The organism is Pedobacter sp. BAL39, from assembly GCF_000170795.1.
Classification (GTDB): Bacteria; Bacteroidota; Bacteroidia; order Sphingobacteriales; family Sphingobacteriaceae; genus Pedobacter.
Genome location: NZ_ABCM01000016.1, coordinates 66,438 through 82,246, shown reverse-complemented (window position 1 = coordinate 82,246; position 15,809 = coordinate 66,438). Strand labels below are relative to the sequence as shown.

Annotated in this window: 11 protein-coding genes; 5 read left to right on the top strand and 6 right to left on the bottom strand. The window is 48.7% G+C overall.

All coding sequences use genetic code 11. The features are described from left to right. Window positions 1-13 precede the first annotated feature (13 nt). Both PBAL39_RS18270 and PBAL39_RS18265 read left to right on the top strand, forming a co-directional pair. Window positions 14-3,256, top strand: a complete 3,243-nt coding sequence (locus tag PBAL39_RS18270; RefSeq protein WP_008244272.1) for a carboxypeptidase regulatory-like domain-containing protein — start codon at window positions 14-16, stop codon at window positions 3,254-3,256. 22 nt (window positions 3,257-3,278) lie between these two features. Beyond that, window positions 3,279-5,510 carry an IPT/TIG domain-containing protein gene (locus PBAL39_RS18265; RefSeq protein WP_083801772.1) on the top strand — a complete coding sequence of 744 codons (2,232 nt, stop codon included), beginning with the start codon at window positions 3,279-3,281 and terminating at the stop codon, window positions 5,508-5,510. Between the two features lie 57 nt (window positions 5,511-5,567). On the opposite strand, the gene PBAL39_RS18260 is transcribed toward PBAL39_RS18265, so the two are convergent. The 4 genes from PBAL39_RS18260 to PBAL39_RS18245 are packed head-to-tail and all read right to left on the bottom strand — an operon-like array spanning window position 5,568 to window position 12,168. Next, window positions 5,568-6,596 (bottom strand): hypothetical protein, encoded by a 1,029-nt coding sequence (locus PBAL39_RS18260; RefSeq protein ID WP_008244269.1) that lies wholly within the window; start codon window positions 6,594-6,596, stop codon window positions 5,568-5,570. Window positions 6,597-6,636: 40 nt separating this feature from the next. Then, window positions 6,637-9,765: an efflux RND transporter permease subunit gene (locus PBAL39_RS18255; RefSeq protein ID WP_008244260.1), complete on the bottom strand. Its 3,129-nt coding sequence runs from the start codon at window positions 9,763-9,765 to the stop codon at window positions 6,637-6,639. An 8-nt stretch (window positions 9,766-9,773) separates the two neighbouring features. Continuing rightward, window positions 9,774-10,832: an efflux RND transporter periplasmic adaptor subunit gene (locus PBAL39_RS18250; RefSeq protein WP_008244259.1), complete on the bottom strand. Its 1,059-nt coding sequence runs from the start codon at window positions 10,830-10,832 to the stop codon at window positions 9,774-9,776. Window positions 10,833-10,836: 4 nt separating this feature from the next. Further along, the gene (locus tag PBAL39_RS18245) at window positions 10,837-12,168 is read right to left on the bottom strand and encodes a TolC family protein (protein ID WP_008244257.1); all 1,332 of its coding nucleotides are present in this window, start codon (window positions 12,166-12,168) and stop codon (window positions 10,837-10,839) included. A 161-nt stretch (window positions 12,169-12,329) separates the two neighbouring features. Between PBAL39_RS18245 and PBAL39_RS18240 the strand changes: the two genes are divergently transcribed. Further along, window positions 12,330-13,028, top strand: a complete 699-nt coding sequence (locus PBAL39_RS18240) for a zinc metallopeptidase (RefSeq protein ID WP_008244255.1) — start codon at window positions 12,330-12,332, stop codon at window positions 13,026-13,028. 4 nt (window positions 13,029-13,032) lie between these two features. Here PBAL39_RS18240 and PBAL39_RS18235 read toward each other — a convergent pair whose 3' ends face one another. After that, window positions 13,033-13,248: a helix-turn-helix domain-containing protein gene (locus PBAL39_RS18235; protein WP_008244253.1), complete on the bottom strand. Its 216-nt coding sequence runs from the start codon at window positions 13,246-13,248 to the stop codon at window positions 13,033-13,035. Between the two features lie 88 nt (window positions 13,249-13,336). After that, on the bottom strand, window positions 13,337-13,816 hold the full coding sequence (locus PBAL39_RS18230; RefSeq protein WP_008244251.1) for a PRC-barrel domain-containing protein: 480 nt from the start codon (window positions 13,814-13,816) through the stop codon (window positions 13,337-13,339). Between the two features lie 180 nt (window positions 13,817-13,996). Between PBAL39_RS18230 and PBAL39_RS18225 the strand changes: the two genes are divergently transcribed. Both PBAL39_RS18225 and PBAL39_RS24800 read left to right on the top strand, forming a co-directional pair. Next, complete coding sequence (locus PBAL39_RS18225) at window positions 13,997-14,623, top strand: RNA polymerase sigma factor (protein WP_008244249.1); 627 nt, start codon at window positions 13,997-13,999, stop codon at window positions 14,621-14,623. Window positions 14,624-14,721: 98 nt separating this feature from the next. Beyond that, window positions 14,722-15,738 carry a FecR family protein gene (locus tag PBAL39_RS24800; protein WP_008244247.1) on the top strand — a complete coding sequence of 339 codons (1,017 nt, stop codon included), beginning with the start codon at window positions 14,722-14,724 and terminating at the stop codon, window positions 15,736-15,738. The last annotated feature ends 71 nt before the right edge of the window (window positions 15,739-15,809 follow it).

Here is a 15,809-nt window from a genome sequence, read left to right as displayed (position 1 = left end):
TAAGAATTTAGAGATGACATTAAAAAATACAATTTATAAAATATGCTTACTCCTGATGTTGTTGCCCTTTGCCGGGATCGCTCAGGAGACCAGCGGAACCCTTAATGGGAAAGTGCTGGACGCTGCAGGGCTGGCCTTGCCGGGAGTGTCGGTTGTAGCCATTCACCAGCCTTCGGGCACCAAATACGCTACGGCGACAGACAAAAACGGACATTATTACCTGCCTAACTTACGCATTGGCGGCCCCTATGCTGTCGAAGCCATGATGATGAGCATGAAGACCGGGAGACGGGAGGGGATCACCATTCGTTTAGGAGCAGCATTACAGCTGAACTTTGCGCTTGGCGATGAAACGCAGCAGCTGGCAGAGGTAGCGATCAGGGCCACCAAAAGAGGTGCACAGGCAAGCACCTACGGTTCGGGGAAAAACATCAGCGGCGAGCAGGTGCGCAATATGGCAACCGTTTCGCGGAGCATCACTGATGTGACCAGGCTGGTACCACAATCCAGCAAAGACAATAGCTTTGGAGGGACCAACTTCCGATACAACAACGTCACCATTGACGGCGCCATCAATAACGATGCAATAGGATTCAGCCCTTCCCTGGGCGGGCAGTCGGGCACTTCGGGTATGGCCGGAAGTTCTACGCGCACCAACCCGATCTCGATAGATGCCATAGAAGACATGCAGGTATACCTGGCACCTTACGATGTCAAGATCGGTAACTTTACCGGTGGATCGGTGAATGCCGTTACCCGCAGTGGAACAAATGCGGTGGAAGGATCGGTATACGGCTTTGGCCGCAATGCCAGCCTGACCGGTAAAGACCGGGTAGGCACGCTTGGGAAGATGAACAGCGACTTTTATGATTACCAGAGCGGCTTCCGCGTTGGTTTTCCCCTGATCAAAGACAAACTGTTTTTCTTCAGCAATGAGGAGATTACCCGCAGGCAGGATCCTACACAACTGATGGCCGGACGTGCGGAAACCAGTCATATTTTTAGTCAGCAGGATGCAGAAGACATCACGGCAAGCAACTTTTTCAATGCCGGTACTGCTGATGTGTTCAATACTTACGCTAAATCGTTGAAATTCTTCAATCGCCTGGACTGGAACATCAGCGATAAACACCAGCTTGCAGTAAGGAACAACACCATCATTTCTGAAGCGACGCACATGGACCGTGATCAGCAGGATTTCAGGTTCAGCAGCATGGCTTTCCTTCAGAAAAACAACCAGAGCTCCACCGTGGCAGAGCTGAAAAGCAGGTTCAGCAACCGCCTGACGGGAAACCTTCTTGCAGGATATACCGTGGTCAATGACTCCAGAGATCCAATGGGTGATCCAAGCCTTCCACAGGTACAGATTGCAGGCCGCACACCGGGCACAACCATCTACCTGGGCACAGACCGGGAGGCGAGCATCTTCGATATGAAACAACGCACGCTGGAGCTTACAGGGAACCTGAACTGGAACCTTGGCAAACACACGTTTACCCTTGGTACACACAATGAGTTTTACAACATCACTTATGGATTTGTCAATGCCTGGAATGGGAGGGTAGACTACCTCAGTATTGAGGATTACCTGAGCAACAATCCCTACCGTGTACGTGGCGCCTATAATTACACCGACAACAGCAGGTCTTATATCCTGGACAACCCGGCGGCAAAGTTCAACATGAATATGTACAGTCTGTATTTTCAGGATGAGATCAGGATCTCCGAAAAGTTAAAGGTCATTCCAGGGTTGAGGGCCGATATGGCATATCTTGGAGACCGTCCGGAGTTGAGTGACAAGATGAGCAACATTCTCGCAGATCCATACTTTGGCAGGACCTACACCTATACGCCATTAAACCGGATCACGAACAGTTATCTGAATAAGGTGCAGCTGTCGCCAAGAGTCGGCTTCCGTTACGACTGGAATGGTGACCAGCAGCTGATTTTGCGTGGTGGTGCAGGTTTGTTTACCGGAAGAATTCCGATGGCATGGCTGGCATACGCTTTCTATAACAATGGCGACAGCTATGGCGGATTTGACCAGAAGGCCGATCAGAAGCCCTTTGCAACGGGTAGCAACCCACTTCAGGGCGGCGCTGATGGCATCGCCGGTTTCATCCAGCAGAATGGTGCCGTGACCAACAACCCGAACAGTGGTAAAACACAGATCGATTTAATTGACAACGGCTTTGTGATGCCGCAGGTGATGCGCAGCAGCTTAGGCCTGGATTATGCTACCGATGACCAATGGAAACTAGGCGTCGAAGCCATCTATACCAAGAACATTAAAGATGTCTTGTTCCAGCAGCTGAATGTGCAGGATAACCCAACGTATTACGGGTATGATACCCATCATCAGCAACCAGTATACAGCGGTACCGTAGACCAACGTTTTTCCAACATATACCTGCTGAGCAATACCAGCAAGGGCTATCGCTATAGCCTGACAGGGACCATCAGCAAAAATATTACAGACAAGTTCCAGGCTTCTGTTTCCTATACCTATGGGCAGTCAAAAGACCTCTCCAATGGCGTACGTAACTCCATGGAATCAAACTGGCAGCTGAATCAGTCGCTGGTGCCAAATAATCCGGTGCTGGCGAACAGCAATTTCGACATCAGAAACCGCATTGTAAGTACATTCAGCTATAACAAAGTATGGGATAAAGCAGGCAAGACCAATGTGTCGCTGTTCTTCAGTGCACAGTCGGGAAGTCCATTCACCTATGGCATTGTCAACAATAGCATGCAGGGCTTGCCGCAACAGGTTAGCCTTGCTTTCATCCCGCAGCGCGAAGATGCCATTCGTTATTTTCAGGACAATGCAGTAACAGGGACAGCAGCACAGCAGGCAGATGCTTTCAACGCAGTGATTGACGGCGACCACTATCTGAGCAGCAGAAGAGGCAACTATACGGAACGGAACAAGGCACGTACCCCCTGGAATGTACAGGCAGATTTACACGTGTCGCATGATGTGTTCATGACTGCCACAAAAAAGCAGTTCATCACACTTACCGCTGACATCATGAACCTGACGAACCTGATCAGCAAAAGCTGGGGCATCCAGTATTTCTCACCGAACACTTTCAATTCCACAGCGAGCGTAGGCTTAACCCCTGAGTTGTTTCCGCCGGCGCAAAATCCGGGGATGTATCCAAGGTATCAGTTTACGACGCCAGGAAAGCCTTACAGCATCGATTACTACGGCTCAAGAACGCAGTTGCAGTTTGGTGCGAGGTATACTTTTTAATTATGAATAATCAATTGAAATAATGATGTATAATAATAAGATTTTCAGAGAATTAAATTTCTTTTATAAGCGGTTTTTTTGCTTGATGTCCCTGTTGCTGCTGCTGTTGAGCGCGTGTAAGAAGGAGGAGCAGGAAGAGGTGGAACGTTTGCCGCTTGCAGTGACGGATTATTATCCAAATAGTGGCCAGCAGGGCACATTGATTACCGTAGAAGGAACAGGGTTCAGTACAGACATCAGTGAGGTATCCGCTTCCTTTTCAGGTACAGAGGCCGAAATTGTAAGCGCTACCGCTACAGCTGTTGTGCTGCGTGCACCTGCAGCAGGTAGTACGGGACAGGTCGTCCTGAAGATCGGGGGAGCGTCTGTCAACGTGGGCAATTATACTTATCAGGACCTGAGTGTGGGCAGCATCAGCCCGACGAATGGGGCAGCAGGTACACATGTCCGTATCGAAGGTGCCGGATTCAGTAGCACATCGGGCCCTGCAGAGGTTTTTATAAACGGCAAAGCTGCATTGGTGGTCAGTGCAAGCGGCAATGTGCTGGTGGCTGAGGTACCTGTGGATGCGGGGACCGGACCAGTCACCATCAAGGTAAATGGGAAAGAAGCTTCAGGCCAAAGCTTTAAGTTCCAGGTGATCTCCGGCATCAAACCCGCAACGGGAGGTAAAGGAACACGTGTGAAGATCATCGGTGGTGGTTTTGATGAAGTAGTTGCTGGTAACTATGTAGACTTTAACGGGAAACAGGCTTTGGTGACTGAAGTTACGGAAACTTCCCTGACGGTAGTTGCACCTGACGAGGTAGCTACAGGCCCGGTAGCAGTGACCATCAACAATCAGAAGGTTGTAGGCCCTGTGTTCACCGTTGTTCCCTTCCCAACCATTGAATCGGTAACACCTTTGAGTGGTCCCGCAGGTACGGAGATGACCATCACTGGCCAGAATTTCAGTACCATCAATGATGAGAATGTGGTCACGATCAATGGAAAACCTGCAGAGGTGACGGCATCGACGCTTTATAAAATTACCCTGAAGATCCCCGGTTCAACGGGTAATGGCAAGGTGGTGCTGAATGTGAACGATCAGGTAGTCAACGGTCCTGATTTCAAAGACCAGACACTGGGTATTGCCAGGATGAGCCCGGACAATGGACTGGCGGGCACGCAGGTAACAATTACCGGTACTGGCTTCAGTGCAACGGCAGCGTTAAATACAGTAACTTTCAATGGTGTGGCGGCGCAGGTAGTCAGCGCAACGACCACCTCGTTGGTAGTGGTCGCCCCTGCAGCACTGACCACAGGTGAGGTGCGGGTACTGAGTGGCGGCCAGACGGCCGTATCACCAGGGACCTTCAACCGTGCAGGCATAATGACCTATGTTGGCGGGCCTAACAGCAGTGATATAAACGTCAGGGACCGGGGAGCCAGCATTGCTGTAGACAGCCATGGCAACCTGTATATCATGGAGCTCACCATGAACAGGATCAAGAAGGTAACACCGGACGGTAACGTAACCCTATTTGCAGGTAGCCCAACAGGAGCGTCTGGAAACCAGAATGGTACAGGTACAGCTGCGTTGTTTAACTTCAGCTTTATCAGCGGCATCGTGTTTGACCAGCAGGATAACATGTATCTGACTGATGGTGCCAACTCCAGCGTACGTAAAATTACACCTTCGGGGGTAGTCAGCACTTACGCTGTAAACCTGAACCAACCCGGTAAACTGGCGATCGATGAAAGCGGTATCCTATGGGTACAGACATCATACAGCCTTACCAGGGTAGACAAGGCAGGTATCAGAACAGTAGTACGAGGATTCAATGGAGCTGCAGAAGGTGCGGCACCGATCATCATCGGTTCTTATTTATACTTTGCTGATTCAGAAAGCTTATATATCGGTCGTTTCGATCTGGTAAACAGCATATATGATCTTAGGTGGGCTGGAAACGGGAATTTCGGAAATGCAGACGGTCCGATCAAATCTGCGATGCTGGTTTCACCAAAAGGATTCGTTGGTGATGGAAAGGGCAACATGTACTTCTCTGATGGATTTTCACAGAACACGAGGAAGGTTGACCTGATCCAGAACACGATCAGCACGGTATCCGCACAGACCACAAGAGGGTTTAAAGATGGAGGGCTGAACGAGGCTCAGTTTATGCAGCGTGACGCCATGGCGATGGATAAAGATGGAAACATCTACATCGTTGATATGGGTAACAATGCGATCAGAAAGCTGTTCCTGAAATAAAAATTATAGTAAACTAAATGATAAGGTCCAACGCAGTAATGTGTTGGACCTTTTCTATTATAAGCTTTTGAATATCGGGAGCAGGGAGATGCTCAGGTTTACATAAGGAACTGCACCGACTTTATTTTTGATGACATAATCCGTTGGCTTTTCATTTTTATCAAACAACCTTGCATTCAGCGTATTCATCAAACCACCTTTAAGGCCGATGATCAGGCTCTTGTTGATCAGATATTCGATTCCTGGGCCTGTTTTAAGCTCAAAAGTGCTGTACAGGCTTTTAGCTGGCAGGCCGGGTTGCTGCGGGTAAACAAATGCGGTGGTACCGCCCATGTCGGTGCCGAAGGTGATGTTGGCTTTACCATATTGTTTGCTCAGGGCCAGCTTTGTGGGCAGGTTGGCGATCAGTTCTATATTGTTACTGAACTTATGCCAGTAGGAGACATAAACAAATGCGGGTATGGGAGAGGATGGGTCTATGATTGCCACTATTCCTAAGGAAACTGCTGTTTTCGGTGTACGTTTCAATCCAAATGATAGCAGTCCCATGTAGTTCATCCTGGTGATCCCAAACTCCTCATCGGTAATTCCAGTGGCACCCAGGCTATACACGACAGGTTTGCCAAACAGCGAGTCCAGCCTTGTGATGCCCAGGCGGAATCCAAGTGTATTTTTGTGGAAGGACATGTCCCGCACAGGCAGGGAGGGAATGAAACTTTTTGAGTCTTCTATCCGCATGTATTGTGTCATGATGCTGAAAGAGCTGGAGATCATATTTTTTCCGACAGCAATTACAGGAACATTCACATTGGCAAAGGTCCTGGCCATAGCGAGTTTGCCTTCCGCATGTTTTTCGCCCAGATATTCGGATTTAAAATCGGTCTTTCCGAATGCTTCCGCGGATAAGGTGGCCTGGCGCAGCTCAGGAGTCCTGATTGCCGCTGCTCTCAGGTGACTGAGGATGATGGAGTCCCTCATCTTAGTTTGTTGTTTCTGGTAGGATACCTGAGCGCTGACTGTTGCGGAGGAGCTGAGCAGGAGCAAAGCGCTGATGGAATAAGTTCTTTTTAGAGATGCTGTTTTCATGTATTTTCTGTTGCGAAGATGGGGTGTCTTTGTTTATTCATTAAATGCCCGCTGGAGCTTCCAGTAGTTTTTGTGATGATGGTTTTCTGGAGAACTTAAGGATGAGTTTTTCGATGATGAGGTACATGGCGGGGACGACAAACAACGTCAGGATCATAGAGCTGGTGAGTCCTCCGATAATGACCCATGCCATTCCGTTTTTAATCTCTGCACCTGAGCCCGAGGCCAGGGCAATCGGTAGCATTCCCAGGATCATGGCCAGTGTGGTCATCAGGATGGGCCTGAGCCTTTCTTTTCCTGCTTCCACAAGCGCATCTTTCAGCTCGTGACCTTCCGCCTTCAGCTGGTTGGTGAAGTCGACAATCAGGATGGCATTTTTGGATACCAGGCCAAGCAGCATGATCACCCCGATGATGGAAAAGATGTTGAGTGTCTCCATGGCCAGTGCCAGTGCGAGGAGCGCTCCGATTAGTGCGACTGGAATGGAGAACAAGACTACAAAAGGATAGACCAGACTTTCATAAAGGGCGACCATGATGAGGTATACGAGCAAGATGGCCGTGACCAGCGCCAGTCCGAGGCTCCCAAAGGCATCACCCTGGTTTTTTACATCACCAAGGTATTCAATGGAAATGCCATCAGGGATTTTTACCGCGGCGAGTTTGTCTTTAATTTCTGCAGCTACAGAGCCCACAGGCCTGCCCACCACATTGGAGTTGACGGTGATGGCACCCAGGCGGTCGGTCCTTTGAAGCACACTTTCGCCTCTGCCCACGACCACTGCGGCAAACTGGCTCAACACAAATGACTGCCCGTCGGAATTGCTGAAAGAAAGGTTACGTACATTATTGATGTCCGACCGGTTATAGTTGTCGAGGCCAATCCTGATGTCATATTCGTTACCCGCCTGTTTGAATTTTGCACGGTCATTTCCGCTGAAGGAATTCTGGAGTGCTGCGCCAACCTGGTTCGCATTGATCCCAAACTGGCTCATCTTTTCGCGGTCAAGCTGCACTTTGATCTCCTGCTTCTGATCTTTCACGGAAAGCTCGACGAATTGTGTGCCCGGTATGCTGCTGATGATTTTCTTAAATTCTTCAGCAGTTTTGCGTATGGCGACCAGGTCGATCCCCTTGATGGCCACCTGTATCGGGGCGGAGTTGCTGTTGCCGGAGATGGAGGTTGCGGAGGCAGAGAACTTGGCTCCAGGGATCTTGCTGCTCAGTTCACGCTGGAGGTCCAGGCCGAAGTCGGACGAGCTGCTGTTACGTTCCTTAGGGCCGACGAGCGAGACAGTCAGCTCGGCAAGATTGGCATTGTTGCTTGTTCCGGAGACACTTCCACTCACAAAACCAACACTGGAGAATACATTGATCACTTCTGGTCTGGCCATAATGAGTTTCTCTGCCTGTTGGGTCACCATGTTGGTCTGGTAGATGGTAGATGATGGTGCAAGTTCCAATTTGATGAGCAGCTCGCCCTGATCTCCGTTAGGAATAAATGTAGCACCAATAAAACCTTTGGCGAGTAACATGAGGGCACCGATGATCAGCAGGATCACTCCGGATAATAAATAACGTTTTTTATCGAGCGTGTACCTGAGGAACTTTGCATAGTCCAGCTTCAGGTTATCGATAAAGTTTTCCAATGCCAGGTTGATCCTGCCCCACAGCGTCTTGGGGTTCATCACCTCAATCTTTCCGAACCTGCTGGCCAGCATTGGTGTGATGGTAAAGGAAACCATCAGACTCATCAGCGTAGAGAACACCACTACCAGCGAGAACTCCCGTAATATGGCGCCGATGATGCCGCCTGACATGGCCAGGGGCAGGAAGACCACGACGTCCACCAGGGTGATGGCAAGTGCCGTAAAGCCGATTTCATTACGCCCGTCGAGGGCTGCTTTTCTTTTTTCCGAGCCCATTTCCAGGTGCCGGTAGATGTTTTCTAAAACCACAATAGAATCATCCACAAGGATACCCACCACGAGCGACATGGCCATGAGGGTCATCAGGTTGAGCGAGAAGCCCATCAGGTACATGATGATGAAGGTGGGGATGATGGATGCCGGAAGGGCCACCAGTACGAACAGCGAGCTGCGGAGGCTATGGAGAAAGGCGAGCATGACGATGCCCACGATCAGGATGGCCAGTACAAGGTCTTCCATTACCGCATGCGCAGATGACAGCGTATAGGTACTCTGATCACTGGAGATCTCAAACTTCAGTCCCTGTGACTTATAGCGGTTTTGCAGTTCTGTAAACTCAGCCTTTACCAGCTTGCTGACATCCACAGCATTGGCATCAGACTGTTTGATGACCTGCACACCGATAGACGGGATGCCATTGATGTGGTTGATGGCGGTGGTTTTTGCGGTGGCGTCGACCACTTCGGCAATGTCTCTCAGGTAAACTTTGCCGCCCTGCGTTCTGGAGGATACCACCAGGTCGCGCAGCTGGTCAATGGATTCCACGTTGGCATCATACCTGATCGACAGTTGCTGTGCTTTGGTTTCTATACTTCCTGCCGGGAAGGACAAGTTGGCGTTTGCCACGGCCTGAGTGACCTGCTCTATGCCCAGGTTGTAACCTTTAAGCTTCGCCTGGTCGATGTTCACCTGGATCTGGCGTTCGTCGCCGCCGATGATGTTGACCTGGCCTACTCCGGGGATGTTCTGTAAAACAGGTTTGATCTGTTTGTCGATCACGTCAAAGAGTGACCGTGGTGCGAGGGTAGAGGTAACCCCGGCACGGATGACGGGTGTTTCCTCAAGGCTGATTTTGTTGACCTGTGGTTTATCTATGTCGTCGGGAAGGTCATTTTGTGCCTGGTCCGCTTTACGCTGGATGTCGCGTTCTGCTTTATCAATATCGGCGTCGCTTTTCAAGGTTACAGAGATCTGGGAGATGCCTTCCTGGGAAGTGGAGCTGATCTGATCCAGTCCTTCCACCGAGGAAAAAGCATCTTCAAGTTTCTTGGTCACCGCCGTTTCCACTTCGGCAGCAGAAGCACCGGCATATACGGTGCTAATGCTGACTACATTCACCTGTATTTTGGGGAGCAGGTTGTAGTTGAGCTTGAAGTAGCTTTGTACGCCGAAGAGGATGAGCACTGTAAAGATTACAGTGATGAGTAGGGGCCGTTTTATGGCTATTTCTGAAATTGACATGTAATCTTTTATTTTGATATGCTCACTTTGGTTCCATTCTTCAGGTTGATCTGACCTGATACGACGACGACGTCACCTGCCTTCAGGCCATCTGTCACGGCAATCAGCCCTTCCGATTCCTGTCCGGTCTTTATTTCCTGAAGTCTCACGCTGTTGCCCTGTATGACATATACCGAAGCATTCTGTACACTTTCCGTAAGCGCTTCCCTGGGGATCATCAGCATCTGCTGCGTAGTTTTTTTGCTGAAATCAGCATAAACAAAGGTGCCCGAGCGAAGCATTTCGCCACCAGGATTGGTGACCATGATTTCCACCTGGTAGCTGCGGGTTTCGTCAGCCTGGGGGCTGATGAAAGTGACGGTGCCAGCAAAGGTTTTTCCTTTGTAAACTTCTGTGGTGATCTTTACCGGCTGGCCGACTTTGATCTGGTAGACTTCTGCTTCTGTAAGGCTCACTTGCACCTTAGCTTTAGAAAGATTGATGACGGTAGCCAGTTCTGCGCCCGAGTTGACATAAACACCTTCTTCAATTGTTTTTTGAGCAATGACACCTGTGGTAGGTGATTTGATGCTGGCATCTGCGATCTGTTTCCGGATCTGTTTTGACTCATTCACCGCGTCGGAGTAGCTCTGGCGCAGCTCGTTTACCTTCTCGCGTGTGGCCGCCTTTCCTTCGAGCAGTTCCTGATAAGTCTGCACATCGTTGCGCAGCTTTGCCACATTGGATTCCGATTTCTGCAGGTCAAGCTGCAGCAGGCGCGTATCCAATACGATGAGCGGCTGCCCCTGTACCACTTTGTCGCCCAGCTTAAAATACAGCTGTTTGACCGTACCGCTTCCTGTAGAAAGCACCTTCGCCTCTATAAATGGGGCCAGTGAGCCTGTTTTCAGGATGTTCATTTGCAGTTCTTTTTCTACAGCAGTGGCTGCCTTTACCGGAATGCTGATTTCCGGTGCCGGAGCAGGGTTGTTTTTTGCATTGAGTTCTTTTTTATTGGAGCTGAGCTGATAGACAATCAGGCCGACGATGGCAACGATGATAATAATGGTGATGTGCTTGCGTTTCATGGGGTTATAATGAGCTGTAGAAATTTGTTAATGTACCATTGGCCTTTTCCAGGTCGATCCTTGCCAGGTAAAAATTGTATAGGGAATTCAGGTAGTTGTTCTGGGCGTCGTTAATGGAATTCTGGGCATCCAGCCATTCGGTAAGGCCGGTGACACCTTTCTGGTACTGTAGGTCGGTACTTTTGAAGACAGACTCGGCAAGCTCAATGTTGCGTCTGTTGTTCTCAACGTTGACCTGCTCGCGGAGCATCTTTGTCCGTGCATTCTCGTACTCCAGCCTGTATTTCTCCTTATCGAGGTTTAGGTTTTCCAGGGAGTTGAGGTATTTGTAATGTGCCTGATTGTAGACTGCACCTCTTTTAAAACCATCGAAGAGGGACATGCTCAGTTTGAGGCCGATGGCGGAGAAGTCGGTAATGGTAGAAAATGACTCACCGATTTTATCGCCAAAACCATTTCCTCCGTAGCGGCCATAGAACGATATTTTGGGGAGTATGCCCGCACGCGATCTCTTTTGGTCGATGTCCAGTAGTGAGGTGTTGACTTCAGCCACCTGGTATTCATTGCGGTTGCTCTCGCTGAAGGAGTTGCTTTCCGGGATGAGGTTAAGGTTAGGTGGTAGTTCATTTGCAGACGGATCAACGTTCAGGGCCGCGCTCAGGGCGAGTCCCATTGCATTTTTCAATTGATTCTCACTGAGCGTTACATTACTCTCAGCGGCAACCACCTCTGCCTGGTTGTTGTTGTAATTCACCTGGATTTTGTTGAGGTCAGATTCCATGGCCACCCCTTTGTCCACCTGTAATTTTGATATTGCGAGCTGTTGTGCGTAGGTCTTTTGATTGGCTTTCAGGAATTCCAGTTGTTCACGGTAGACAAAAATCTGGTAATAAGCAGTGCTGATGTTATAGATGATCGTTTCATCATTGGCCACCACGTTCAGTGCGGCAAGTTTGCTGTTGTACTTATTGGCTTTCAGGCCGGTGATGAGCTCCTGATCGTATATGGTTTGATCAAGCTGGACGGTTCCTGTAGTGGTGAATTTTTTAGTGAAGGCCACCCTGGTGTCTGTGGGCCCAAATAAACCTGCAGGGATGATGGTTTCCTGGACTTTCAGGTTGTTGTCTGTGCTTCCATTGATGCTGATGCTGGGCAGGTATGCCGCCAGGGCCTCCTTCGCTTTTGCCTGCGCCGCCAGCTGTTCATTGCTGTATACATTTCTGCTGCGGTGATTTTTCAGTCCATAAGCAATGCAGGATTTCAGGTCCCATTTATCCTGCCCCTGCGAAATTAGCGGGGAAAAGAAGATTAGCAATAATATCAGGTAATTTTTCATATCGTCCCAAAGATGTAGGGTACACTGGTGAAAAAGAATGAATAGCTGAGTGAAACGGACAAAAAGGAGTTTGAAACGGCAGCAATCTGAGCATAGCCTATAATGTGAAAAAATTGGCATCAGATTGGTTATTCTGATTAAAGGACACTAAATTTATTTTTATGGGATTAGCAGGATATTATCTTATTGCCGGGATCATGTTTATTGTCGGACTCATCGTGAGCGGTCAGCTGAAGCGCAAATTTCAGGAATACAGCCAGGTTGGCCTTAGAAATGGGATGAGTGGGCAGGAGATTGCGGAGCAGATGTTGCATGACAATGGCATCTACGATGTGCGCGTGATTTCCACGCCGGGTCATCTGAGTGATCATTACAATCCTCAGGACAAGACAGTAAATCTGAGTGAGGACGTGTATTATGGAAGGAGTGTATCTGCGGCAGCTGTGGCGGCGCATGAATGCGGACATGCCGTTCAGCATGCAACAGCATACTCCATGTTGAAATTCAGGAGCGCCATTGTACCGCTGGTCAACATCAGCTCACAGCTCTCTCAATGGATCATCCTCATTGGACTCGGTTTTCTTGCCGGCCGTTCCAATCCTACGATATTGCTGGTGGGCATTGTGTTGTTTGCGGTAACCACGTTGTTTACCCTAGTGACGCTGCCGGTGGAATATGACGCCAGTGCCAGGGCATTGCGCTGGCTGGAATCGCGGCGCATGACTACAGGTACAGAACATGAGCAGGCAGCCGACGCATTGAAGTGGGCCGCCAGGACTTACGTGGTGGCAGCCATCAGTTCTGTAGCTACCTTATTGTATTATATCCTGTTATTTATGAATTCCAGAGATCGGGAATAAAAGGTTATGAGGGCTCCTCAATCCTGACGAGGTCCAGCACATCCACTTCGAGCACATCGGCAATTTTATAAAGGCGGTTCAGTGTGAGGTCTATCTGTCCGAGCTCAATTTTGCTGAAGGCATTCTGTGAAATTCCGAGCCTTTCAGCCATCATGGTTTGTGAGATTCCCAGTTTGTTTCTGAGTACTTTAATTTTTTGATTTACTATTCTACTTTTCATAAAGAGGTCTTTGGTGTACAAATATAGTCATCCGCCGAATTAAAACTAATGGATTTAAATTTCCCGTAAATGACTTATCTGCGGAGGCTTAACGTTTGATGAATTTCTCGTCATCGAAGTGTCCGTGATCGTAGAAATTACCGGGATGACGCTCATAGACTACATGCTCAGCATGAGGTAACGCCTGTTCACCCATCAGGGCGTATCTTATTGCCAACTCTTCCACAGGAGAGATGGTTTTTCCGCTTTCATATTCCGGCAGGCTGGAGATATAAGGGGTATAACCAGCATCGATGACCACTTCATCTTCATCATCATCCAGACCAACAAGCCCGATGGGGAGCAGTACATATCCGGAATGATCTGTGGCCAGTACAAGATCGGCGACGATGTACCTTACCTTTTTCTCCTGGATATCAAAGATCAGGTCTATGACCTCACCGATTTCATTGTCACTGGTATCTACAATTTCCCAGCCGAGAATATCGGGCTGGTGGTCTGCGATTTCATAGTCGCTGCTGCTGAGTTCCTCCAGGTAGGTCGTTCTGTGCGCTTCATTTTCTTCCATGGCCTAATAACCTTTGTTTGTATCATTTTGTTTCAGCTGTCCACTCTCGCTAGTTTCATCTGTCGGCTCTGGCACCGCCAGGTCGGCTGGGGCTGCAATGTGACAGATGAGTATCGATCATTCAGGCGATAGCTCATGATTCAGGCGATAAATAGCCTTTCCTTAACAATGTCTTAATAAATGGAGTTTACTTTTGCCGCCGTGGAGACATCAGATAAGTCGCTTATTGACCTGATCAGGGAATCGGATTACACTGCTTATACCGATCTGTATAACCGTTACTGGCGTCAGCTGTTTAAAATTGCCTGGAGCAAAACTGGCAGTGAAGAAGATGCCCGTGATCTTGTGCAGGAGTTTTTTATCGAATTATGGAACCGCAGGGCTCAGCTGAAAATCGAGAAGTCGGTAGAGCATTACCTCGTTTCCGCGCTATACTACAAAGTGTTCATGCATTTCAGAAAACGTGGGTTTGAAGAAAAACACCTTCAGAATTATACTTATTTTCTTGAACAGCCTGCGCAGCATTCCTCAAATTACCTTGCGGATGCGGATCACGAGGCACAATATAAAGAATTGCTCGATCTGGTAGAAGAAACCGTCTCGCAGATGCCGGAGAAGATGAAGCGGGTTTTTGACCTCAAACACAAACAGTCGATGAGCATTTCAGAGATTGCTGAAGTGATGGGTATTTCCAGTCAGACCGTTAAAAACCAATTGTCCAATGCTATGCTGAAACTACGAAAGGCGGCAGGGGAACAGGGTGTGGGCAGCGCTTCATCGTTATTTATCGTCTGGTTGTTTGCTTAATGCCTGGCTGGTTGCTTCATCTTTCCATCCCGATTTGTTAACGTAAACTTAACAGCCTTCATCTGGTACGATTTCATTTTTCTGCAACTACCCTGTATATGCAAGCAGACAAAATAGCTTTACAAATACTTCTTCAGAAGTTTCTGGACGGGCAGGCGAGTCCGGAGGAGTCGATGCTGTTAAAGAAATGGATGGATCAGCTGGACTTCGCAGATGGGCAGCTCCTGGATGAGCGCAATGGATGGCTGATGAAGCAAAAAATAGATGAGGTCAATCAACAGCAGGCAGGTGCAGTCCGAGTATCCAGATTGCCCCGCATCTTATATGCTGTTGCTGCATGTTTTGCACTTATTGTTGGTTTCGCAGCAGTTCAGTTCTTTAGTGTCCATCATCAGGAAGCGCAACTTTTCAGGCGTTCGTCAGTACTTGTGGGGAAACCTCAGCAGATTTTCAAAAGGCTCCTCAACAATACAGCGGATGTCCATACTACGGTGCTGGAAGACGGTTCGGTGGTAAAACTGGAAAGTGGAAGTTCATTGATGTGGCCGGCACCTTTTGAAGCCGGCAGGCGCCGGGTTGTGTTGAGTGGCAAGGCCTTCTTTGAAGTTGCGAAAGATAGAAAAAAGCCATTCATTGTGTTATCAGGGGATATCTCAACGACTGCACTCGGCACATCCTTCTGGGTGGAAGGAAATAATAACAGTCGGCAGATCACCATAAGGCTCATCACGGGAAAGGTGGTCATTAAGCGTGAAAAGGAAGGTGTCGGGAAATTGCTTGCCTATCTGATCCCCGGACAAACCTTAAACTATAAAACCAAGACGGGCGAATTGGTGGTTTCCACTCAAAGGAGACAAGAACGGCCGGAGCCAAGAATGGTCGTGAAGCCTGATGCACCGCTGATTTTTGAAAATGCCCCACTTGCACAGGTATTTAGGCAGCTGGAGGTACATTATCACGTTCGGATAGATTTTCAGCCTAAAGAAGTACGTGCAATGTCCTTTTACGGGACTTACACCAAGGATGATCCGCTGGAGCAGATATTGGATGCCATTGTCCTTGCCAACGGACTGACCTTAAAAAAGACAAATCACACATTTATCATTACCAAATAAATACCCCCTGAACAACGACAACTGCAGGTGTCTAACGGTCTTTCGATCGTAAAGGGGAGACTATTGCTAAA

Excerpts from the sequence above, each read along its gene's own strand:
- PBAL39_RS18270 (WP_008244272.1), top strand. The coding sequence starts at position 14 with ATGACATTAAAAAATACAATTTATAAAATATGCTTACTCCTGATGTTG.
- PBAL39_RS18265 (WP_083801772.1), top strand. The coding sequence starts at position 3,279 with ATGATGTATAATAATAAGATTTTCAGAGAATTAAATTTCTTTTATAAG.
- PBAL39_RS18260 (WP_008244269.1), bottom strand. The coding sequence starts at position 6,596 with ATGAAAACAGCATCTCTAAAAAGAACTTATTCCATCAGCGCTTTGCTC.
- PBAL39_RS18255 (WP_008244260.1), bottom strand. The coding sequence starts at position 9,765 with ATGTCAATTTCAGAAATAGCCATAAAACGGCCCCTACTCATCACTGTA.
- PBAL39_RS18250 (WP_008244259.1), bottom strand. The coding sequence starts at position 10,832 with ATGAAACGCAAGCACATCACCATTATTATCATCGTTGCCATCGTCGGC.
- PBAL39_RS18245 (WP_008244257.1), bottom strand. The coding sequence starts at position 12,168 with ATGAAAAATTACCTGATATTATTGCTAATCTTCTTTTCCCCGCTAATT.
- PBAL39_RS18240 (WP_008244255.1), top strand. The coding sequence starts at position 12,330 with ATGGGATTAGCAGGATATTATCTTATTGCCGGGATCATGTTTATTGTC.
- PBAL39_RS18235 (WP_008244253.1), bottom strand. The coding sequence starts at position 13,248 with ATGAAAAGTAGAATAGTAAATCAAAAAATTAAAGTACTCAGAAACAAA.
- PBAL39_RS18230 (WP_008244251.1), bottom strand. The coding sequence starts at position 13,816 with ATGGAAGAAAATGAAGCGCACAGAACGACCTACCTGGAGGAACTCAGC.
- PBAL39_RS18225 (WP_008244249.1), top strand. The coding sequence starts at position 13,997 with ATGGAGTTTACTTTTGCCGCCGTGGAGACATCAGATAAGTCGCTTATT.
- PBAL39_RS24800 (WP_008244247.1), top strand. The coding sequence starts at position 14,722 with ATGCAAGCAGACAAAATAGCTTTACAAATACTTCTTCAGAAGTTTCTG.